The sequence below is a fragment of the Pseudomonas spelaei genome (genome assembly GCF_009724245.1).
GTDB classification, from domain to species: domain Bacteria; phylum Pseudomonadota; class Gammaproteobacteria; order Pseudomonadales; family Pseudomonadaceae; genus Aquipseudomonas; species Aquipseudomonas spelaei.
Window position 1 is genome coordinate 17,731 of sequence record NZ_WNNK01000002.1, and the last position, 21,384, is coordinate 39,114.

Consider the following 21,384-nt stretch of genomic DNA (forward strand, 5'->3'; position numbering starts at 1 on the left):
GCCTGCAATAGCATCGCCTCGGTATTTCAGATACACCGAGGCGCTGCTATTGCAGGCAAGCCAGCTCCCACATTTGTTTTATGTGAACCAAAAAATTTTACGAAACCCAAAATTATTTTCGCCTGGTTTGTAACGAGCCCCTTCCCCCCTTCTCTAGTGGTGTAAGCAAGCACAAACGCTTCCTTACTCAACCCCACTGCTGGAGAAACACCATGACTACCACCACTCGCTCCCTGTCCGCTGCCACCCTCGTCCTGGCCCTGGGCTCCGCCCTGAGCCTGTCGGCCCTGACCACCACCGCCCACGCTGCCGACGACATGCAGAAATGCTTCGGCGTTGCCGAAGCCGGCAAAAACGATTGCGCGGCGGGTGCAGGTACTTCCTGCGCGGGCACCTCGAAAACCAAGGATCAGGCGAATGCCTGGAAACTGGTTCCGGCCGGCACCTGCCTCAAAACTCCAAGCACCACCTCGCCGACAGGTTTCGGCCAGGAAGCCGCCTTCACCGCCAAGTCCTGAAACAGCCCTTCGCCTGAGTACTGATGATGACACTTTCATCCCCACACTCCGCCTCCCAGACTCAGGCGCCCGGTCTTCCCCGCCGGGCAGGGTTGGGCCTCAAGAACCAGCACTTCACGCAAGTGCTCAAAACCTTGCCCGATGTGGGTTTCTTTGAAGTCCACGCCGAAAACTACATGGTGGCCGGCGGGCCTTTTCACCACTACCTGGGTTTGATTCGCGAGCAGTACCCGCTGTCGCTGCACGGTGTCGGCCTGTCCATTGGCGGCGAAGGTCCGCTGAACCGCGAACACCTGGCACGCCTGGCGATGCTGATCGAACGTTATCAACCCCACTCTTTTTCCGAACACCTGGCCTGGTCCAGTCATGGCCCGGTGTTCCTCAACGACTTGTTGCCCCTGGCCTATGACCATGAAACCCTGATCCGTGTGTGCGAGCACATCGACCAAGTGCAAACCGCCCTCAAACGGCCAATGCTGCTGGAAAACCCGTCGACTTATCTGCAATTCCAATCCTCCACCCTGGATGAAACGGTCTTCATCAGTGAGGTCATCCGACGCACCGGTTGCGGCCTGTTGCTGGACGTCAATAACGTCTACGTCTCCTGCATCAACCACCAGCGTGATCCGATGGGCTACATCGACGCCTTGCCACTTCACGCGGTGGGTGAGATTCATCTGGCAGGTTTTGCTGAAGACACCGATAGCCTTGGTGACCGCCTGCTGATCGATGACCACGGCGCGCCCATCGACAACGCCGTATGGCACCTGTACCAGCAAGTGCTGGAACGGACTGGACCGGTGGCCACACTGATCGAGCGGGATAATCAAGTGCCGGCTTTCAGCGTGCTGCATGCAGAAGCACGCCAGGCCGACCGGCATCTGATGGAGGTGTGCTCATGAGCCATCAAGATGAGTTTGCCAATGCGCTGCTGGCACTCGACGAGCCCTGCCCCGACGGCCTGTTCAGCAGCAACGGCGCCGATCCGGCCAGCCGTTTTGCGGTCTATCGCAACAACGTTCACAGCTCATTGATCAACGCCTTGGCCACCAGTTACCCGGTGACCTTGCAACTGGTGGGAGAAGCGTTTTTCCAGGCCATGGCGGGGCTCTACGTCCAGGCGTTTGCGCCAGGCAGCCCACTGATCAATGAGTACGGCGGTGATTTCGCCGACTTTATCCAGGGCTTTGCACCCGCCGCGAATGTGCCGTACCTGGCCGATGTAGCGCGGTTGGAGCGTCTGCGGGTGAAGGCCTATCACGCGTCTGATGCGTTGTCCCTGGATCAGCAGGCCGTTATCACCGCCTTGCAACAACAGTCCACTCTGGGCGAGTTGCGCCTGCAACTGCATCCCAGCGTTGCGACCCTGAACTCGGCCTACGCCGTGGTGGGGTTGTGGGCGGCGCACCAGACAGGAGAGTCCCTGGCCACGCTCAATCCTCTGCACGCCCAAAGTGCTCTGGTTTTGCGCAACGGCCTGGAGGTCAAAGTGTTCGTCATCGACAGCGGTTCGGTGGCCTTTATCAACAGCCTCAACAACGACTGGCCATTGGAAATGTCATTGGCCTACGCCCTGGACGCTGCCGCCGAATTCGACCTGCACCAATGCCTGGCCCTGCTGATCGGCCACGGCGCCATCACTCATTTACACACCGAACAAAAGGTATCGCCATGAACACTGCCCGACCGTGCCTGATCCAAAGGGTCATCCAGCGTTTCGAAAAAATCCCCTACAGCCTGATTGCCTTCATCGCACGCTTTTCGATTGCGGCCGTGTTCTGGAAATCCGGCCAAACCAAGGTTGAAGGCTTTGCAGTGGACCTGATCAACGGCACCTTTGAACTGGGAGTGCCACGCCTGGCCAATTCCACCCTGCCACTGTTTCGCAGCGAATATCACGTGCCGTTGTTATCGCCGGAAGTGGCGGCTCATATGGCGGCCTTCGCCGAGCACTTTTTCCCGATCCTGATCCTGGTGGGTTTCGCCACCCGTTTTTCGGCACTGGCATTGCTGGGCATGACGCTGACCATTCAACTGTTCGTCTACCCGGACGCCTACCCCACCCACGGCACCTGGATTGCCCTGCTGCTGCTCTTGATGGCCAAGGGGCCGGGCCGCCTGTCCGTTGATCACTGGATTGCCCGGCATTATCGCTAAAGCCGATCCAGCGCTTCGCCGCTGCGCTTGAACCAGTGCACCAGATAATCCGCCAGCACTTGAGTTCGGCGCGGCAGGCCCCCTTGGTAAGGGTGAACGAGGTACATCGGCATACTCCGGGTCTGATAGTCACGCAGGAGCCAGCGTAGCCGGCCGTCAGCCAACTCTGCCTGCAACACGTAGGACGGCAGTCGTGCAATGCCAGCACCCACCAAGGCAGCCTTTTTCAGCAGGTTGTAGTGGTTGGAAGCAAACGTCCCGCAAACCCGGACCCGCAACAGTTCGTGCTGTTGGTGATACAGCCACTCTTCGCGGCCGCTGTAATGGCTGTTGAGCAAGCAGCGATGCCCCGCCAATTCCGCTGGCGTCGCCGGCTCGCCGTACTGTTCCAGATAGGCCGGGCTGGCGCACGTCATTTCATGCCAGGCCAGAAGTGGCTTGGCCACCAGCCGCTCGTCGTCAGCGGCCCCAGAGCGTACCGCCAGATCAAAGCCATCCCGGGCCAGGTCTCGATAACCATTGTTGAGCTCCAGCTCGATCTGCACCTGCGGGTACTGTTTAGAAAACTCTAGCAACAGGCCATCGAAGAAGGTCTCACCCAGGGAAACCGGAACGGTCATACGCACCGGCCCAGCCAAGTCATCCTTGAGCCGGGCCAGTGCCTGACGAGCTCGTTCGACCTGGGCTACCAACGCCTGAGCCTGAGGTAACAAGGCCGCACCCGCCGCGGTCAGGCTGATCCGCCGGGTAGTACGGTGCAGTAACACCACGCAATACTGCGCCTCCAACTGGCTGATGCGCTTGGACAGCTGCCCCTTGCTGCACCCCAGTTGCTCGGCCGCCAAGGTAAAGCTGCCCGCTTCGATCAATACGGCAAAGGCTGCCAGGTCATCCATTTCGCTCATGGATTGTTTCCATTTGAAAACCAAAGGTTGCCTATTAGCACGTTTATCCAACGAAAAAACCACTCTAGACTGAAATCTCACCTACATCTCTGGAGGAACGGCACGATGAAAATCCTATTGATTGGCGCCAGCGGCACCGTGGGTTCGGCGATCAAGGCAGAACTGTCCCAGCGCCATGAAGTCATCGCCATCGGTCGCAAGAGCGGCGACTTCCAGGTCGACATCAGCAGCAGCGCCTCAATCCGCAAGCTCTTCGAGCAAACTGGCAAATTCGACGCCCTGGTCTGCGCGGCCGGCAGCGTCAACTTCGTGCCCCTGGCGGACATGAGCGAAACCGACTTCGACCTTGGCCTGCAAGACAAGCTGATGGGCCAGGTCAACTTGCTGCTGATCGGCCGTGAATTCGCCAATGATGGCGCATCATTCACGTTCACCAGCGGCATCCTCAACCGTGACCCGATTCGCACCGGCGCCTCGGCCGCGCTGGTCAATGGCGCCCTTGATGCCTTTGTGAAAGCGGCCGCGATTGAACTGCCACGGGGGCTGCGCATCAACTCGGTGAGCCCGACCGTACTGTTGGAGGCCATGGGCAGCTACGCGCCATACTTCCGTGGTTTCAAACCGGTTCCGGGAGCGGATGTGGGGTTGGCCTACGCGAAAAGCGTGGAAGGCCTGCAAACCGGGCAGACCTATATCGTTGGGTAACGGGCTTGTGATGCACCGCCAGCCTGCGTAACGTGGCGGCACTTATCAGGAGACCCGATAATGCGTGCCGCCCGTTCCCTACTGCTGATTGCCCTGCTCCCCCTGTTCACCGCCTGCCAGATGCTCGAAAGCGAGCCGGCCAAGCCGTCCCTTGCAAGCCTGACCCGTATGCAGGGTGAGCTGACAGCCGTCGGTGGCAAGCTGCTGTTTCAGCCCTGCCATGACCAACGCAACTATGTGGTCAACGACACCGGCGGCACCAGTATTCTGCAGGAAGCGGCCTCCCTCGCTGGCCAGCAAGGTGCCCTGTTTGCCGACTTGCGCGGCAAATTCTCCGGTGTCGCCAGTGGCACCCAAGGCCAGGTTGACCTGCAACAGCTCTACCGTGTCGAACGCTCGACCTCCGCCTGCGATGACCCCGACTTCAAGCGCATGATTCTGCGAGCCAACGGCCACAAGCCGGCCTGGGCAATGAATGTCACCGCCAAGGGCATGGTCCTGGAACGTGAAGGCCAACCTCCGCTGGCCGTGCCTTATGTAGAAGAGCAGTCGGGTGATGGCCGCTTCAACCTCATGACCGAAGCCAATAACCAGCACATCGAACTGTGGGTTGCCCCGCAACGATGTGTCGACAGCGTCAGCGGCAGCCTGCAACACATGAGCGCCGAGTTGCGGGTCAACGGTCAGGTACAACGTGGTTGCGCGGCGTTCGGCGGCTCCCGGGACGACTGATTCAGTCCAAGACTGTTTTAACATGACCGGAAACCGCTATTGGGGCTTATAATCGCCGGTTTGCAAAACCGCCGGCCGCAACCAACGCCGCATACCGGATCCTGTCATGTTACGAATCACCGAACTCAAGCTGCCCATCGACCATCCCGAAGAAGACCTGCGGCCTGCCATCGTGCAGCGCCTGGGCATCGCCAGTGATGACCTGCTCGATTTCACTTTGTTCAAACGCAGCTACGACGCCCGCAAGAAATCGTCGGAGCTGTGCTTCATCTACACCGTCGACCTGAACGTCAAAGGTGAAGCGGCCCTGCTGCTCAAGTTCGCCGATGACCGCAACATCAATCCGGCACCGGACGTCAGCTACAAGGTGGTCGGTCAGGCGCCGGAAGGCTTGACTGAACGGCCAATCGTGGTGGGTTTCGGTCCTTGCGGGATTTTCGCCGGGCTTCTGCTCGCGCAGATGGGCTTCAAGCCGATCATCCTCGAACGCGGCAAAGAAGTGCGCCAACGTACCAAGGACACCTGGGGCCTGTGGCGCAAAAGCGTGCTCAACCCGGAGTCCAACGTGCAGTTCGGCGAAGGCGGTGCCGGGACCTTCTCCGACGGCAAGCTGTACAGCCAGATCAAGGATCCGAAGTTTCACGGGCGTAAAGTCCTGCACGAGTTCGTCAACGCCGGAGCCCCGGAAGAAATCCTCTACGTCAGCAAGCCACACATCGGTACGTTCCGGCTGACGGGCGTGGTGGAAAACATGCGCCAGCAAATCATCGCCCTCGGTGGTGAAGTCCGTTTTGAACAACGGGTGACTGACGTGCTGATCGAAGACGGCCAACTGAATGGCGTGGTCATCGATGGCGGCGAACAGATTCTGTCCAGACACGTGATCCTCGCCCTCGGCCACAGCGCTCGCGACACGTTCCGCATGCTGCATGGCCGCGGTGTGTACATGGAAGCCAAACCGTTCTCGGTGGGGTTTCGCATCGAGCACCCGCAATCGCTGATCGACGCCGCACGCCTGGGCAAATACGCCGGGCACCCAAAGCTCGGTGCCGCCGACTACAAACTGGTACACCACGCCAAGAACGGGCGTTCGGTCTACAGCTTCTGCATGTGCCCGGGCGGTACGGTGGTAGCGGCGACCTCCGAGCCAAACCGTGTCGTGACCAACGGTATGAGCCAATACTCGCGTAACGAACGTAACGCCAACTCCGGGATCGTGGTGGGCATCACCCCGCAAGTGGATTATCCGGGCGGCCCGCTGGCCGGGATCGAGTTGCAGGAGCGCCTGGAGTCCCACGCGTTCATCCTCGGTGGCAGTAACTACGAGGCCCCGGCGCAGCTGGTGGGTGACTTCATCGCCGGCAAGCCGTCCACCGCCATCGGGACTGTCGAACCGTCTTACAAGCCAGGGGTAGCCCTGGGTGACCTGGCCCTGGCCCTGCCGGACTTCGCCATCGAAGCCATCCGTGAAGCCTTGCCCGCGTTCGAGAAGCAGATCAAGGGCTACTCGTTGCACGACGCGGTATTGACCGGCATCGAGACCCGCACTTCATCGCCGCTGCGGATTACGCGCAACGAAACGATGCAGAGTTTGAATGTGAAGGGCCTGTTTCCAGCCGGTGAAGGTGCCGGTTATGCCGGTGGGATTCTGTCGGCGGGTGTCGATGGGATTCGGATTGCCGAGGCCGTGGCACGGGATATGTTGGGCATCGAGGCCTGACGCTGCGTTTGCAGGAGCTGGCTTGCCAGCTCCTGCAAAGGTTCAGATATTCGCGCGCAACACATTGTCCGGCAGTGCTTCTCCTCGCTCCACGCTGGCCGCCACAGCCGCCATCAATCCGTCCAGTTCATACCCCTGCGCCGCCAGCCACGCTGGATCGTAATAAGTGGTGGCATACCGCTCACCGCCATCACACAAGATCGCCACGATCGACCCACTCTCCCCAGCCGACTTCATCTGCTGCGCCGCCATCAAGGCACCAATCAGGTTGGTCCCGCTGGAACCGCCCACACGCCGCCCTAAACGCTGCGCCAGGTAGTGCATGGCTGCCAGCGACAACGCATCCGGCACCTTGACCATGGCATCGATCACCTTGGGCAAGAACGACGCCTCAACCCGTGGCCGGCCAATACCCTCGATACGCGAGCCACAGTCCAGGCGCAACGTCGCGTCCCCGCTCAGGTAATAGTCAAAGAACACTGAGCGCTCGGCATCCGCGCACAACACACGGGTGCAATGTTGGCGATAACGCACATAACGCCCCAGGGTTGCCGTGGTGCCCCCGGTGCCTGGACTGGAAATCAACCAGCTAGGTTCCGGGTACCGTTCGAAGCGCAACTGCTGGAAGATCGACTCGGCGATATTGTTGTTCGCCCGCCAGTCGGTGGCGCGTTCGGCGTAGGTGAACTGGTCCATGAAGTGACCGCCGCTTTCCCGGGCCAGGCGTTCGGACTCGGCGTAAATCTGCGTCGGGTCCTGTACCAGGTGGCTCTTGCCGCCGTAAAAGGCAATCTGGGCAATCTTTTCCTGGGAGGTGGTTGCCGGCATCACCGCAATAAACGGCAACCCCAGCAGACGGGCAAAATACGCCTCGGAAATCGCCGTGGAACCGCTGGACGCCTCGATCACCGGCGCACCGGGTTTGAGCCAGCCATTACACAGTGCATAGAGAAACAACGAACGGGCCAGCCGATGTTTGAGGCTGCCAGTGGGGTGACTCGACTCATCCTTGAAGTACAACTCGATACCCGGCAGGCCTGGTAATGGCAATGGGATCAGGTGAGTGTCGGCGCTGCGCTGGAAGTCCGCTTCAATAATGCGAATGGCTTCGCGGGCCCAAGGTCGGTTGTCGCTCATGGTTGGCTTCTCTAAGGTTTTCAATCTCGATCTTAGGATGTTTCCTATGCTTCACACAGATACAGTCCAGACTCAATTGGACACACAATTGCCGGGCTGTGGTGGAACGCTCACTCAATCTTCTTCTTATAACAAAAAAGAATATAACTTTTGTTTTAACAACTAACGGTACGGGTTAGGGTACCCATCTATTGAACCTTGATTGGAGAGCATCCCTTGCCTCTGCGTAGCACTGTCACCCGTTTCTTCCAGCTGGAAGCCGCCAGCGGTCTGTTATTGATCGCCGCTGCGGCGCTGGCCCTGATCATCAATAACTCACCGTTGTCGCACCTGTACGCCGGTTTCCTCGATGTGCCGGTAGTGGCACAGATTGGCGCGCTGAAAATCGCCAAGCCGGCGCTGTTATGGATCAACGATGGCCTGATGGCCCTGTTTTTCCTGCTGATCGGCCTGGAGGTCAAGCGCGAGTTGCTCGACGGCCACCTGTCCAAGCCCTCGCAGATCGTACTGCCGGGCGCAGCCGCTATCGGCGGCATGGTCGTTCCGGCGCTGATCTACTGGGCGTTGAACAAGGACAACCCGGCGGCTCTCGGTGGCTGGGCGATCCCCATGGCCACCGATATCGCCTTTGCCCTGGGCGTTCTTGCCCTGCTGGGCAAGCGGGTACCCGTATCGCTGAAGCTGTTCCTGATGACCCTGGCCATCATCGATGACCTCGGTGCAATCATCGTCATCGCGATCTTCTACTCCAGCGACCTGTCCGGAGCCTCGTTGGCTGGCGCAGGAGCTTGCCTGATCGCCTTGATTGCGATGAACCGGCTGGGAGTGGTCAAGCTCGGGCCCTACATGATCATCGGCCTGATCCTGTGGGTGTGTGTGCTCAAGAGCGGCGTTCACGCCACATTGGCGGGTGTCACCCTGGCGTTCTGCATTCCGCTGCGCACCAAAAATGCCGAACCCTCGCCGCTGCTGAACCTGGAGCACGCCCTGCATCCCTGGGTGGCCTACGGCATCCTGCCTTTGTTCGCTTTCGCCAACGCCGGCGTATCGCTGGCCGGGGTCAACCTGGAAAGCTTCACCCACCATGTGCCAATGGGCATTGCTGCCGGCTTGCTGGTGGGCAAGACCGTCGGCGTCTTTGGCCTGACCTGGCTCGCCGTGAAAGCCGGCCTCGCAGCCCTGCCCAGCGGCGCCAACTGGGGCCAGGTGCTGGGGGTCGCGATCCTGTGTGGTATCGGCTTCACCATGAGCCTGTTTGTCGGCTCCCTGGCGTTCATACCAGGCAGCAGTGAATACGCCGGCATGGACCGCATGGGTATTCTTACCGGCTCCATCCTGGCTGCACTGATCGGTTATGCAGTGACCGCGATGGCCAGTCGCAAACAGGCAGTGGTTCAGCCTTAAACCCGTTCCGGTGTGGGCGCACTTGCGTTCACACCGGAGCACTTACCTTTTCAGCCAGTTCACCACCTCCTCGCAGAACCCTCCTACATCCCTCTCCCTGTACCTCCAATAACGTCGTGCTCCCGGCATTGAGCCCGGATTTCGTTATGAAGCCAGGAGGGCGCGATGGCAAACAACAAGGATGTACCCCAGGTCTGGCGATCCTATGGAACCGGGACCGGGGGCTATCGACGCCTCGAACACATGAACGCGCGCGAACTGGCGGACAGTGAGGACAGGCAAAACGCATACGACGCCATGCTTGCCCGCCAGGAGGCTTACGAGACTCGTATCAAGGTTGAGCCACAACCTACCCTGCCACCTATTGTGGGTTGCGTATTCGCCAAGTCCTGCAACCTGCCGAACGCGATCATCAACTACAGCAACCCTTCCGGTTTCATACCTACTGATCGTTTGGCGGACTACGGTGAGCATGTCCTGCTTGGCGGCCGCGAAACGGATGACGCAGGGCTACTGCATCTCAAGAAAGTAAGTGGCAGCACACTACCAGCCGGTCTGGGAACCCTCGCCCTGAGCGGTTCGAGTATTACCTCCGCTGCCGGAGCAGCAGGGGCTGTCGCAACAGGGTTGATGGTGGGCCTGGTGGCGCTGATCTGGCCTTCCAGCCTCGGTGACGGTGCTCTTTATAACGATGAACAACTTCGCGCCCTGCCTCGGGCCCGCACACGGGTTCGTTTGCATATCGAGCAACAGGCCGGAGGGCGTATCAAAGGCTACGCGTTCTACACCGGGAAGAACCCCGATTGGGAAATGGTCGATGTTGTGCAGTTTGGCCTGCGTGGCACGCAATACGTGGCCGATCTGGGCGAGGGCGTTGAGCTGATCTGGACACCCGCTCTTGATCCTGCTGACACCCTCGGCATGCCTGCGCTGGAGTCTGCGCCGCAGTCTCCTCATATCTGGGTCTATCCCCCGAATGAGGCGGCTGCCAACATCATCGTCGATCCGGTCTATCCGCCGGAGTACCGAGATTTCATTCTGGTGTTTCCGGCGGATTCAGGAGTTCGGCCGCTATATATCGTCGTAAGCCTGAGGTATGAGGATGCTCCCTATCATGGAACAAAAGATAACTCCGTTAAAAGCAAAAGACCGACTAACGGCCTGGAAGCTCTTAACAACTCTGTACAGGTGAAGCCTACCGCTCCACGTCGAATCGGTATCGACCCGCAAACGCAAGAGTTCGTAGTCATTGATTTCACAGAAGATGGCATTTATCACGGTCATGTACGGCCATGGGAGGCGCTTCATCAGGATATGAAGAATGCTTTAATAAAAGCTAATAAAACCAACCGAAAAGGAAAAGTCTTAGGAGCGAAAAAATGAACATGCGTTACCACGACCCCCTTATGAGTCACGATGAAGCAGCAAGCGATCTCACCACCGGGGATCAGAGCAAAATCACAACAGCACTGATTTCAGTTGGCCTTAACGAAACAGATAGCATCTGGGCGCAAGAAGTTTGCCTACAACATATGAACGACAACAACCCGGCAATCGCCTCGGCGGGAATAGTTGCCATAGGTCATATTGCACGTCGGTTCGGAGCTCTGGATATGGCGAGAGTTTCTCCGGCGCTACAACAGGTGCAGAGAAAATTTCCATCGCTGAGTGGTGTCGTAGAGAGCGCGCTTGACGATATCGAGATGTTCACCTGACACGCCCAGAATAGCGGCCAACAAAAAACCCCAACCAGTCACCCGGTTGGGGTTTTCTTTTCCCGCTGCTTTTACCCTTAACGAGTAACGCGGCTGGTCCCGTCAACGGTCATGATGCGAACACGATCACCGATACGGAAGATTTCATTTTCCTGAACGGCCTGAACGTAGGCGCGCATGCTGCCATCGTCTTCGCGAACAGTGATTTCCACGCCTTGGGTGCGGGTCAGGCCTTCTTCGGTAGCCGAACCAATCAGCCCGCCTGCTACGGCACCGATGACTGCAGTGACGATGCTGCCACGACCGCCGCCGATGGCGCTGCCGCCAACACCACCGATGACTGCGCCAGCAGCGCCGCCGATTGGGGTCTTGGTGCCTTCGATTTTCACCGGACGCAGGGCTTGGATGGTACCCATGCGTACGGTTTGCACACGACGCGCTTCGTCACGGGAGTAGGAGTCGCCCGTCAGACTCGAGGCGCAGCCACCCAGCAGCAACGACATGGTGGTAAAGCAGGCAACCAGTAAAACAGACTTACGCATAGCATCAACTCCAAAGGACAAGTGGCCATTAAACTCCGCAGCTTGACGCCTGTCACGGCCAGCCCGGCATAAAATTGCTTTCATTCAGCCCTAGTACAGACTGCCTGTACCGCAAAACTCGACGAACGGTAGCACGTTGCGCCGCCTGCAGACAGTTGGCCAAGGTTTGGGATGAGAAGGTCAAACGCAACGATTTGCCGCCATGACTGCAGGACGCAGCACATGATTATGAGGTCCCGTAGCCGCAAACGGCCACGGGCGATGCAAGTATTACGGTGCCAAACGCTCACGGGTCCAGTCGGCGCCCTGCAAGCGGTAGTTCAAGCGATCATGCAGACGGCTCGCGCGGCCCTGCCAGAACTCGATGCGCTCCGGCAACAGGCGATAACCGCCCCAATGTTCGGGGCAGTCCGGCTGGGTGTCACTGAATCGCTGCTCGGTGGCCTTGAGCAAGTCTTGCAACTCCTCGCGATCCTTGATCACCCGGCTCTGCGGGGACGCCCAAGCGCCCAGGCGGCTACCCAGCGGGCGGACCTGATAATAAGCATCCGACTCCTGCGGCGTAACTTTGACCACCCGCCCCTCGATCCGCACCTGACGTTCCAGGGTTGGCCAAAAGAAGGTCATGGCAGCAAAGGGCCGTGCCGCAAGCTGTTCGCCCTTGGCACTCTGATAATTGGTGAAGAAGGTAAAGCCCTGTGCATCCAGCCCCTTGAGCAGCAGGATCCGGCAGTGCGGGCGACCGTCCTGGTCGACCGTGGCCAGAGTCATGGCATTGGCCTCCACCGGTGGCTGCTCGGTTTTCAGCGCATCGCTGAACCACTGGTGGAACAAGGCAAACGGTTCGGCCGGGGCCTGAGCCTCGCTCAAACCGTCCCGTGTGTAGTCACGGCGCATATCGGCCAGTGCCTGGGTCATGCGGCTTTATCCTTCTCGCTCAGCAGATCAGTTTTTTGCCTGGTCGTTCGAAACCGCTGGCGCAGCAGCCTTGGCCGGTGCTGGCTTTTTCGCGGCGGTTTTTTTGGCTGGAGCTTTTTTAGCTGCAGTCTTGGCGGCAGCCTTCTTGGCCGGTGCCTTTTTCGCTGTAGCCGCTTTTTTCGCAGCCGGAGCAACAGGTGCCGGAACGTCCTGCACAGCCACCATTTCAGCCTTCGGCGGGTTCGCCGAGTTGTACTTGCTGAGCAAGGCCAACATGGTGGTGCGCTGGGTGAACATGATTTCCATACGACGGTTCAAGGCACGGCCCTGGGTGCTGTCGTTGGCGGCACGCGGCATCAGGTCACCCATGCCACGCAACATCAGGCGATCCTGTTTCAAGCCGCTCAGGCTGAAAATCGAAGCGATGGATTGTGCGCGCTCTTTAGTCAGGGCCTGGCTCTGAGGGCCAGTACCGGTGCCATCAACATGGCCCAGGACCAAAACAGCAGTCTTCGGATCGCTTTCAACCGCCTTGGCTACACGGGTGAACGGACCAAGGGTCACTGGCAGCAACATGGCTGGACGCTTCGGGTTGTAGGAACCATCAACCGGGGCAATCACCACCAGAACGTTGTCGCGACGTTCAAGTACCAGATTGGTGCCCTTGATGGCCGTGCGTAGACGCGGCTCATAGTCGTCCAGCCAGGCCTGGGTGATTTTCGGGTCCGGCATCGGGACGTTGGTCACGTCTACCTTGGCCAACGGCTTTGGCTTGCTTTCGAACGGCCACCACCAGCGAGGCTCGGCATCGGTCTTGGCAACCGGCGCGGCAGTCGATGCCGGGGTTGCAGCCGCGAGATCGGCTTTCAGATCAGCTTTGGCATCAGCAGCTTTTTCGTCAGCGCTTTTCGCGGAGAAAGGCCACCAGCTGTAGCTGGTGTCCGCCTTGGCAACCGGCGCAGCAGCGTCGGCTTTTACAGGAGCATCAGCCTTGGCTGTAACGCTAGGCTTGGCATCTGGTTTGGCATCCGGCTTAGCGCCGGCTACGACTGAGTCGTCCTTGGAAGCAGTCTTGTCGGAACCGAATGACCACCAATGCCCACCTTGCGCATCATTCTGCGGAGTTTGTGCGCAACCGGTAATAGTGAGGCAGAGCGCCAATGCCAAGGACTTGTTCGATAACATGAGATTTCCACAAAATGAGAAAAAACCAAGGGTCTAGATGACCCGTTAAACAGACGCTTCTAGAACATTAAAGTTACAGCATTTCGTCCGGCGTCTTTTTGAGCAACGCTTTATAGACGCCTTTGTAACAAAAAACCACGTAACAGCAAGCTATTTACAGACAACCGGCCAATATTCTTACTAACTTTTGCGCTCTTGGGTCCATCAATACATAAGGTCCCAGGGTATTAGTCACAAAACCGAAGGCTACATCATGTTCCGGATCCGCAAACCCCACTGAGCCGCCCGCCCCCGGATGGCCGAACGCCCGTGGGCCAAGGCCGAAAGTCGCATTCGGCACCTGGGGTTGATCCAACATGCAGCCCAGGCCAAACCGGGTTTGAGTCAATAAGGTCTTATCCGGGCCAAGACTGTGTTCGCGGGTCAACTCTTCGAGCATATCCGCCTCCAGCAAACTACCGTCCAGTAACCCGCTATAAAAGCCCGCCAGGCTACGGGCATTACCGTGACCATTTGCCGCTGGCTGCTGCATGCGTCGCCATTCGGGTTTATTAGTGCTGGTGAGAATAGACGGTGGATTGGTAAATGCACGCGTAGTCATCGCCTGGGGCTCACGCATTGTTACTTGCAGTAAACGCTGCGCCGCCTCATCACCCATATTGCCCTTGCCCCGAGCAATATGCGCGACTCTATAAAACTCCTCATCGGCCAGCCCGACATGAAAGTCCAGGCCCAATGGCCGAGCAACCCTGGCCACGATGGACTCTCCCGGCCCGCGACCGTCGGCCCGGCGCAACAGCTCCCCAACCAACCAGCCATAGGTAATCGCGGCATAACCATGGCCCTCACCCAGTTTCCACCACGGAGCTTCGGCGGCCAGAGCATCGACCATCATCTGCCAGTCGTACAGGGCTTCGGCAGGAAGCGTCTCACGCAGCGCTGGCAACCCGGCCTGATGGCAGAGCAGATGGCGCAGGGTGATGGATTCCTTGCCGGCCGCAGCGAACTCCGGCCAATACCTGGCCACCGGCGCGTCGAGTTGCAACTTCCCCTCAGCCACCAGTTGCAGGGCGGTGACGGCGGTAAAGGTCTTGGTGCAGGAGAACAGATTGGCAATGGTGTCGCTGTGCCAGGCCTCACTGCCATCCTTGTCGGCAGTGCCCGCCCACAGGTCAACGACAGTCTCACCGCCGATTTGGATACACAACGCGGCGCCACGCTCCTGAGGGTCATCGAACAGCGCGGCAAAGGCTTCACGCACCGCTTCGAACTTAAGCTCGTAATGACCCTGAATCTGCACCGAAGCCCCCTGGAAAAAGTACCGCATAAAGTGGCCGACATTGTTCCAGCGATTGTGGGATTTGGAAACCCGTTACCGATGAATCAATGACCATTTCCCGAATGCCCGCCAGCATGTCCAGCCCCCTGCCCTGCGCCTTTACCTTCATGCCCAGGCTTGCCACCGTCACCGGCGTGGGCGGCGCTGACCGCCTTGGCTTTTTCGGCTTCCTTGCCCAACTGGTCGACTGCTGCCAGGTTGCTTTTGCGCACACTGTCGACAAAGCCCTGGAACGGCACATCGGTGATGCCCACCAGGCCAAAGTGGCCGTTTTCACCGTCCAGCAGCCGACCGGTGACAGGCTGGTCGAGGTACTGGAACCAGTGCACACCCACAATCGACGGTTCGACCATGGCCTGCTTGAGGAAGTTGGCGTACGCCGGGCCACGGTCTTCTTCCCGGGCCAATTGGGTCACGCCGCCCCAGAACGGGCCACGATCGTTCGAGCCGAAGTTGAATTCGGTAATCAGCACGGGTTTGTCCAGCGCGCGCAAGGCGGCAAAGTCATAACCATCCTGGGGTTTGAGGGTGTACATGTTAAAGCTCAACACGTCGCAATACTGTACGCAGGACGCCACGGCCTCCGGCGTGCTCACGGCAAAGCGGCCGCCCAGCAACAGCTGGTTGGGTGCATGCCATTTCAGCGCGTCGGAGATGGTCTTGAAATAAGCATCGGCGAAGGTCTTCTGGAAGTATTTGAAATCCGCTTCGATTTCCGGGTGTTCAGGACTCGGCATTGGCGGCACGAAACCCGGGTCTTCCATCAGCTCCCAAGCCGGCAAGTCAATGCCCCACGCCCGCGACAAGCCTTCCTGGTTGCGATACTTGTCCCGCAGTTGCTTGAGAAAGGCCCGCTTGGCCGGTACGTCGGTGGTCATGCGCAAGGTGCCATAGGCCAGGGCGTAACGGGACTTTGCGTCGTCTCCAGGACCCGCCCAGGCCAGTTCGTTATCGGCAAAAAAGCCGATCAGCCATGGATCGTCACGATGGTCGCGGGCAGCAATCGCCACCGCACGTTCGGTAGCCATGGCAAAGCGCGGATCGAAGGGATCAGGCATTCCACCCCACCAATCGGTACCAGTGCTGATGCTGGCGTAATCGCCGACGATCGACAGCGGCAAGGTGTACGGCACACGGCCAGCGGTTGCCAGTTCAGGAGAGCTCCAGTTGCCAACCGTGTTGAATCCCCAGGCTTGCAGGCGGTCCAGGGTGTGATTGACCCAGCGTTTCTGGTCGAAACCTTCTGGCGTGCAAGGCGCAGCCGCCTCGGCTTTCGCTTCACCGGCCTGGTGTACGGCGGGCACGCAAGGCTGGCCGTAAGTGCGCTGCAAGTTAGCACCATAGAAGTCGTACCAGCGGCCGGCGTTGAAGCCGCGCCCTTGATCGGCGCCGTTGCCGCTACGGTTGTCGCCACTGCCGTAGTACTTGTCGAACGGCTCACCGGCCTTGGGCAGTGCGGCAAACATCCATTCGCGTCCTGCCACATAGGTCTGGTTGTTATCCGGAGCGACGGTATTGACCCCCAGGGAGTAGAACGGATGACCTTCCGGGGTCACCAAATACCAGCGACCATCACGCTTCTCGGTGCGGAAAAAACCACTGGCCTCGAAGGCCGGGCCTTTGTTCCAGCCACCAAACTTGTCCAGGGAGGAACGATCACGCTCAGCGAGCCACCCCTTGAGTTGTTGCTGCTCCTTGGTCGCGGCGGCTTTCAACTGCTCATCGCTGCTGATTTTTTCAGGCCACCTGCCACGACTGGACTGCCCATAGGCATCAACCAAGTCGCTGTAGACGGCCTTGAGCACCGGTTCGCTGTCCTGCACGCCGAAGCGTTCCAGCAGGATGCTTTGGGCCACGTTGGGCTGGATCATCGACAGCGTCACCGACACGACCTGGCTGCGATCGACCTCCCCTGCACTGCTGGCCAACAACACACGCTGGCCCTCCACCGTCATCGGCATCAAAGGCCCCGCTTTCATCCCCTGACTCAGGGGCGAGTTGGCTTGCAGCGGGATCAACAGGGTCTGCGCCGGGCCTGCCGGCAAGTCGATACGGCTGACCAGGGTCTTGCCATCATTGCTCTGGACTTTGACGTATAGGGTCAACGCCCAATCCATCGCGCTTTGGATACGCAAGCTCATGGCGCTGGACTGGGACCAGTCCCAGACGCCGCTCTGCGGGCTGAGCACCAGGCTCGGCTCTGCCGCCGGGTTGAAGGTGATACGGCGCAGCACTTCGCCTTCCGGGGTTTGTTCTGCGTTGTATTGCGGCAGGCTGGCGTCCTGGGTCGCCACTTTGACCACGTCGGCAGGCCGGACAAAGTTGAACAGTGTTTGCTGTCCGGCAGGCGCAGCCAGCAACGGCGCGGCGAACAACAAGGCAAAAAGAGCGGGCAGCGTGCGAATCATACGAACAAGGTTCTCCCAAACGGCCGATGAATGGCCTGATGACATAAATCAATAATAACGGTGAGATAGACCACGAAGTGGGCGGTTTCGCCCACGGTGGTTCAAGATATTTCGCGACGGAACGGCGGCAACGCGTTCAGGATCGCTTTGCCGTAACGCTGGGTGACCAGGCGTCGGTCAAGCAAGGTGATGGTGCCGCGATCCTGTTCGGTACGCAGCAGGCGACCGCAGGCCTGAACCAATTTCAAGGACGCGTCCGGCACCGAGATCTCCATGAACGGGTTACCTCCCCGAGCCTCGATCCACTCGGCCAATGCAGCTTCCACAGGATCATCCGGTACCGAGAACGGGATCTTGGCGATCACCACGTGCTCACAGTAGGCACCGGGCAAGTCCACACCTTCGGCGAAACTCGCCAGGCCGAACAACACGCTGGAGTCACCGCCATCAACCCGCGCCTTGTGCTTGTTCAGGGTTTCCTGTTTCGACAGGTTGCCCTGGATAAACACCTGCTTGCGCCAATCGCGATCGAGGCCGTCGAACACATCCTGCATCTGCTTGCGGGACGAGAACAGCACCAAGGTACCTTTGGAACCTTCGACCAATGACGGCAGATCACGGATGATCGCCGCCGTGTGGGCCGGTGCGTCCCGTGGGTCGGCCTTGAGGTCAGGGACACGGAGTACGCCGGCATCGGCATGATGGAATGGGCTCGGCACCACCGCAGTGACGGCCGTTTTTGGCAGGCCGGCGCGCATACGGAAGCGGTCGAAGGTACCCAGCGCCGTCAGCGTTGCCGAGGTGACCAACGCTCCGTAAGCCACGTTCCACAAGTTACGCCGCAGCATTTCCGCCGCAAGGATCGGGCTGGCGTTGACCTCGATGTCGAACAATGCACCGCTTTCCGACAAGGTCAACCAGCGGGCCATGGGCGGGTTGTCTTCCGGGTCTTCGGCAGTGAAGGCGGTCCACAGCTCCCAGTTGCCCTGGGAACGGGACAACAGGCTGCCGAACAGCGGGTACCACTCTTCGGCCTGATTGCTGGCGATGCCGATGTTGACCTCACCATCCATGCCTTCCTTGAGCAGATCGGTCAGGCGGGTGAACAGGTCGGTCAGCCGGGAAAAGCCCTTCTTCAGTTCAATGCCCATTTCCCGCATATGTTCGGGAATCATTCCACCCACGAAACGGTGACGCGGGCGCTCGCGGCCTTCCACATCTTCGCCGGGCTTGAAGTCCGCCACCTGCTCACAGGCGCTGAACATGAACTGTTGCTGGGTCTTGATCTCTCGCGCCAGTTCCGGGACTTGCTCGATGAACTTGCCGAGGTCGCCGGGCAGCGGATGCTGGGCCAGCAACTTGGTGAGGTTCTTGGCGGTGGTTTCCAGCCAGTCGGCAGTGGAACGCAGCCGGGTGTAGTGGGCAAAGTGGCCGATGGCCTTGTCTGGCAAGTGGTGACCTTCGTCGAATACGTAAAGCGTGTCGCGCGGGTCCGGCAGCACGGCGCCGCCGCCCAGGGCCAGGTCCGCCAGGACCATGTCATGGTTGGTGACGATAACGTCGACCTTGCCCATGCCTTCACGCGCCTTGTAGAAGGCGCACTGGCCGAAGTTGGGGCAGTGACGGTTGGTGCATTGGCTGTGGTCGGTGGTCAGGCGTGCCCAGTCGGAATCTTCCAGGGCATTGGGCCAGCTGTCACGATCGCCGTCCCATTTATTACCGGCAAGTTTCTCGATCATGCTGGTAAACAGCTTCTGACTGGCCTCATCCACCTCGATCTTGAAGCCTTCTTCTTCGAACAGCGACGCCGTGGCGGTTTGCGCGTGACCTTCCTGCAACAACACGTCGAGCTTGGACAGGCACATATAACGGCCACGGCCCTTGGCCAGGGCGAAGGTGAAGTTCAGACCGCTGTTGCGCATCAAGTCGGGAAGGTCTTTGTAGACGATCTGCTCTTGCAGGGCCACGGTGGCCGTGGCAATCACCAGGCGCTTGCCCGCGGCCTTGGCGGTGGGGATCGCAGCCAGGCTGTAGGCCACGGTTTTCCCGGTACCGGTGCCGGCCTCGACGGCCACCACCGCCGGGTCGCCACTGCGCCGGCCTTCGTCGTCGGTGTCGATATCCCCGAGGACCTTGGCGACTTCAGCGATCATCAGGCGCTGACCGTAGCGCGGTTTCAAGCTCTTGGCTTCGAGAAAACGCGTGTAGGCGCCCTGGATCGTGGTTTTGAGTTCAGTGCTGATCATGGATAGTCGGGCGCAAAAAACGCTGGATAAATTTTCAGTGGTTCGGATCGGCCGCTATCATACCCCGCTAATTAATCCCGCGCAGAACGGAGTACCCCAATGACCGTCTTTAGCCTCGCTTACACCCTGCATGTACTGGCCGCCCTGATCTGGGTCGGCGGTATGTTTTTCGCCTGGATGATCCTGCGCCCGGCCGCCGTGGCCGCGCTTGAGGGCCCTGCCCGGCTGAAACTGTGGGTGAATGTGTTTCAACGTTTTTTCGTGTGGGTCTGGGTGGCAGTGCTGATATTGCCGATCAGCGGCGTCGGCCTGCTGCAATTGCGCTTCAACGGGTTTGAGACCGCGCCGCGTTATGTGCAGATCATGATGGGTTTGTATCTGGTGATGACGGCGCTGTTTATCCGCATCCAGGCGCTGAAATTGCCGGAACTGCGCACGGCAGTGGCGGCTGAGGATTGGCCGGCAGGCGCAGCTGCCCTGGGGCAAATCCGCAAGTTGGTGGGGATCAATCTGATTGTCGGGTTGGTGCTGGTGGCAGTGGCGTCGGCACGGCCGATGTTCTGAGGCGCCCCATACACCGCCTTCGCGGGCTTGCTCGCGAAGGCGTCAGATCATTCGATTCACAACCGCTGAACGGTCACAGAACCCGCAGGCCCCGCCACACCCGGTTGCCCTTCAAGCCCCGGCCGGCCTTTCTCGCCGCCATCGGCGCGATACACCAGGCAACCCTTGGACTGCCCGCCTTTCCCCGGCTTGCCCGCGGTGCCCGCCAAGCCACCGGCACCACCCTCCACCCAGACCTTGATCTGCTCGCTCGGATAATCCTGAGGCAATTCGACCCGCACTTGCGCGCCCGCCGCACCTGCCAGCCCGTCACCGCCATTGTCGCCATTGGCACCGCGTCCGGCAGAGCCCCAGGTGCAACCCGGGTCTTCGCCGTTGGCTCCGTCGAGGCCAGAATAACCCTGGGCTCCAGCGCCGCCACGGGCGTCCACCGACAGTTCATTGGCATTCAGGGATTCGATACGCAAGCTCAGGTCACGCCCCGGCTTGGCCGGTTTCTCGTGGGTCCCGGGGGCGCCGCGAGAGGTGATCTGGCTGCCGTGCTCCAGTTGTGCATGACGCACCTGCAGTTGCAGGCCAACAGTGCTGGGCACGATGGCGATTCGCGCTTCGCGGCCCAGATGCAATTCGTCGACATTGACCTGAGTAACCGTGGAAGGAATCAGCAAAGTGCCGTAGTCAGCCACGTCCAGCCGTTCCAGTTGCAACACGCTGCTGCTATTGGGCAGGCGCATCAATGAGTTGGTCTCGACACTGACGCTCTGGGCCATGGCCATGGGGCTGGCCAGCAGGGCCAATAGAAAAACCTTACGCATGATTGGCCTCCTCATTTACATCAGCAACGGGTGCGGGCGCCGGAAGGCTCTGCAAATGGAACATACCCACCAGCAAAATCTGCAAACGGTCACGCCAGGGATGGGCACGGTTTTTCACGCTGCCGTTGAATAACAGCAACTCCAACAGATGGGTCACAAGCAAAAGACTGCCGGCCAGGTTGACCAACAGATGAAACGGATTGATCAGTGGCTTGAACAAGTTGATCACCACCACAACCCAGAACAACAACGTCAGGAACTTCCCCAACCCCCAAAACACCTTCATCCCGCACGCTCCCCTTGCACATTATTCTTTGGGCGCACAGTAACGACTTCTACAGGCGATTTGCCAGTGAAGGATAAAAAAACTTGAT

The 21,384-nt window shown here is 59.5% G+C and carries 21 protein-coding genes; 11 read left to right on the forward strand and 10 right to left on the reverse strand.

The annotated features are described in order from the left end of the window. Positions 1-212: 212 nt before the first annotated feature. Genes GNF76_RS02200 through GNF76_RS02215 form a run of 4 tightly spaced genes read left to right on the forward strand, consistent with a single transcriptional unit; the run spans position 213 to position 2,675 of the window. A complete protein-coding gene (locus GNF76_RS02200) occupies positions 213-518 on the forward strand; it encodes a BufA1 family periplasmic bufferin-type metallophore (protein WP_155581562.1) in 306 nt (101 codons plus the stop codon). Positions 519-541: 23 nt separating this feature from the next. Beyond that, on the forward strand, positions 542-1,420 hold the full coding sequence (gene bufB, locus GNF76_RS02205) for an MNIO family bufferin maturase (RefSeq protein WP_155581563.1): 879 nt from the start codon (positions 542-544) through the stop codon (positions 1,418-1,420). Continuing rightward, entirely contained in the window at positions 1,417-2,193 is a 777-nt protein-coding gene (locus GNF76_RS02210) for an HvfC/BufC N-terminal domain-containing protein (protein WP_155581564.1), read from the forward strand. Before bufB ends, GNF76_RS02210 begins: the two co-directional genes overlap by 4 nt. Next, positions 2,190-2,675 carry a DoxX family protein gene (locus GNF76_RS02215; protein ID WP_155581565.1) on the forward strand — a complete coding sequence of 162 codons (486 nt, stop codon included), beginning with the start codon at positions 2,190-2,192 and terminating at the stop codon, positions 2,673-2,675. The genes GNF76_RS02210 and GNF76_RS02215 overlap by 4 nt, the downstream gene beginning before the upstream one ends. Here the strand turns inward: GNF76_RS02215 and GNF76_RS02220 are convergent. After that, positions 2,672-3,580: a LysR family transcriptional regulator gene (locus tag GNF76_RS02220; protein WP_155581566.1), complete on the reverse strand. Its 909-nt coding sequence runs from the start codon at positions 3,578-3,580 to the stop codon at positions 2,672-2,674. The genes GNF76_RS02215 and GNF76_RS02220 overlap by 4 nt on opposite strands. A gap of 69 nt (positions 3,581-3,649) precedes the next feature. On the opposite strand from GNF76_RS02220, the gene GNF76_RS02225 reads away from it, so the two are divergent. The 3 genes from GNF76_RS02225 (at position 3,650) to GNF76_RS02235 (ending at position 6,737) form a co-directional block, all read left to right on the forward strand. Continuing rightward, positions 3,650-4,285: a short chain dehydrogenase gene (locus tag GNF76_RS02225; protein WP_257034179.1), complete on the forward strand. Its 636-nt coding sequence runs from the start codon at positions 3,650-3,652 to the stop codon at positions 4,283-4,285. 60 nt (positions 4,286-4,345) lie between these two features. Continuing rightward, a complete protein-coding gene (locus tag GNF76_RS02230; RefSeq protein WP_155581568.1) occupies positions 4,346-5,017 on the forward strand; it encodes a COG3650 family protein in 672 nt (223 codons plus the stop codon). Between the two features lie 106 nt (positions 5,018-5,123). After that, positions 5,124-6,737 (forward strand): NAD(P)/FAD-dependent oxidoreductase, encoded by a 1,614-nt coding sequence (locus GNF76_RS02235; RefSeq protein WP_155581569.1) that lies wholly within the window; start codon positions 5,124-5,126, stop codon positions 6,735-6,737. A 42-nt stretch (positions 6,738-6,779) separates the two neighbouring features. Here GNF76_RS02235 and GNF76_RS02240 read toward each other — a convergent pair whose 3' ends face one another. Then, complete coding sequence (locus GNF76_RS02240) at positions 6,780-7,874, reverse strand: PLP-dependent cysteine synthase family protein (protein WP_155581570.1); 1,095 nt, start codon at positions 7,872-7,874, stop codon at positions 6,780-6,782. Between the two features lie 216 nt (positions 7,875-8,090). On the opposite strand from GNF76_RS02240, the gene nhaA reads away from it, so the two are divergent. The 3 genes from nhaA (at position 8,091) to GNF76_RS02255 (ending at position 10,993) form a co-directional block, all read left to right on the forward strand. Continuing rightward, complete coding sequence (nhaA, locus tag GNF76_RS02245) at positions 8,091-9,278, forward strand: Na+/H+ antiporter NhaA (protein ID WP_155581571.1); 1,188 nt, start codon at positions 8,091-8,093, stop codon at positions 9,276-9,278. A 165-nt stretch (positions 9,279-9,443) separates the two neighbouring features. Further along, positions 9,444-10,661: an S-type pyocin domain-containing protein gene (locus GNF76_RS02250; protein WP_155581572.1), complete on the forward strand. Its 1,218-nt coding sequence runs from the start codon at positions 9,444-9,446 to the stop codon at positions 10,659-10,661. After that, positions 10,658-10,993, forward strand: a complete 336-nt coding sequence (locus GNF76_RS02255) for a hypothetical protein (RefSeq protein ID WP_155581573.1) — start codon at positions 10,658-10,660, stop codon at positions 10,991-10,993. The genes GNF76_RS02250 and GNF76_RS02255 overlap by 4 nt, the downstream gene beginning before the upstream one ends. Positions 10,994-11,070: 77 nt before the next feature. Here GNF76_RS02255 and GNF76_RS02260 read toward each other — a convergent pair whose 3' ends face one another. From GNF76_RS02260 to dinG, 6 genes are all read right to left on the reverse strand, one after another. Beyond that, entirely contained in the window at positions 11,071-11,535 is a 465-nt protein-coding gene (locus tag GNF76_RS02260; protein WP_155581574.1) for an outer membrane lipoprotein, read from the reverse strand. Positions 11,536-11,805: 270 nt separating this feature from the next. Beyond that, a complete protein-coding gene (pdxH, locus tag GNF76_RS02265) occupies positions 11,806-12,453 on the reverse strand; it encodes a pyridoxamine 5'-phosphate oxidase (RefSeq protein ID WP_155581575.1) in 648 nt (215 codons plus the stop codon). A 27-nt stretch (positions 12,454-12,480) separates the two neighbouring features. Further along, the gene (locus GNF76_RS02270) at positions 12,481-13,638 is read right to left on the reverse strand and encodes an OmpA family protein (protein WP_155581576.1); all 1,158 of its coding nucleotides are present in this window, start codon (positions 13,636-13,638) and stop codon (positions 12,481-12,483) included. 154 nt (positions 13,639-13,792) lie between these two features. Beyond that, entirely contained in the window at positions 13,793-14,938 is a 1,146-nt protein-coding gene (locus tag GNF76_RS02275) for a serine hydrolase (RefSeq protein ID WP_178123169.1), read from the reverse strand. Positions 14,939-15,021: 83 nt separating this feature from the next. Then, the gene (locus tag GNF76_RS02280; protein WP_155581578.1) at positions 15,022-17,385 is read right to left on the reverse strand and encodes a beta-galactosidase; all 2,364 of its coding nucleotides are present in this window, start codon (positions 17,383-17,385) and stop codon (positions 15,022-15,024) included. Between the two features lie 101 nt (positions 17,386-17,486). Beyond that, positions 17,487-19,631 carry an ATP-dependent DNA helicase DinG gene (gene dinG / locus GNF76_RS02285; RefSeq protein WP_155581579.1) on the reverse strand — a complete coding sequence of 715 codons (2,145 nt, stop codon included), beginning with the start codon at positions 19,629-19,631 and terminating at the stop codon, positions 17,487-17,489. 99 nt (positions 19,632-19,730) lie between these two features. Here dinG and GNF76_RS02290 point away from each other — a divergent pair, with 99 nt between their 5' ends. After that, positions 19,731-20,195, forward strand: coding sequence for a CopD family protein (locus GNF76_RS02290; protein WP_155581580.1), 465 nt, complete (start codon positions 19,731-19,733; stop codon positions 20,193-20,195). Between the two features lie 56 nt (positions 20,196-20,251). Here the strand turns inward: GNF76_RS02290 and GNF76_RS02295 are convergent, their stop codons facing one another. Both GNF76_RS02295 and GNF76_RS02300 read right to left on the reverse strand, forming a co-directional pair. Continuing rightward, the gene (locus tag GNF76_RS02295; protein WP_155581581.1) at positions 20,252-21,010 is read right to left on the reverse strand and encodes a collagen-like protein; all 759 of its coding nucleotides are present in this window, start codon (positions 21,008-21,010) and stop codon (positions 20,252-20,254) included. After that, the gene (locus GNF76_RS02300) at positions 21,003-21,296 is read right to left on the reverse strand and encodes a DUF1145 domain-containing protein (protein WP_155581582.1); all 294 of its coding nucleotides are present in this window, start codon (positions 21,294-21,296) and stop codon (positions 21,003-21,005) included. Before GNF76_RS02300 ends, GNF76_RS02295 begins: the two co-directional genes overlap by 8 nt. Between the last annotated feature and the right edge of the window lie 88 nt (positions 21,297-21,384).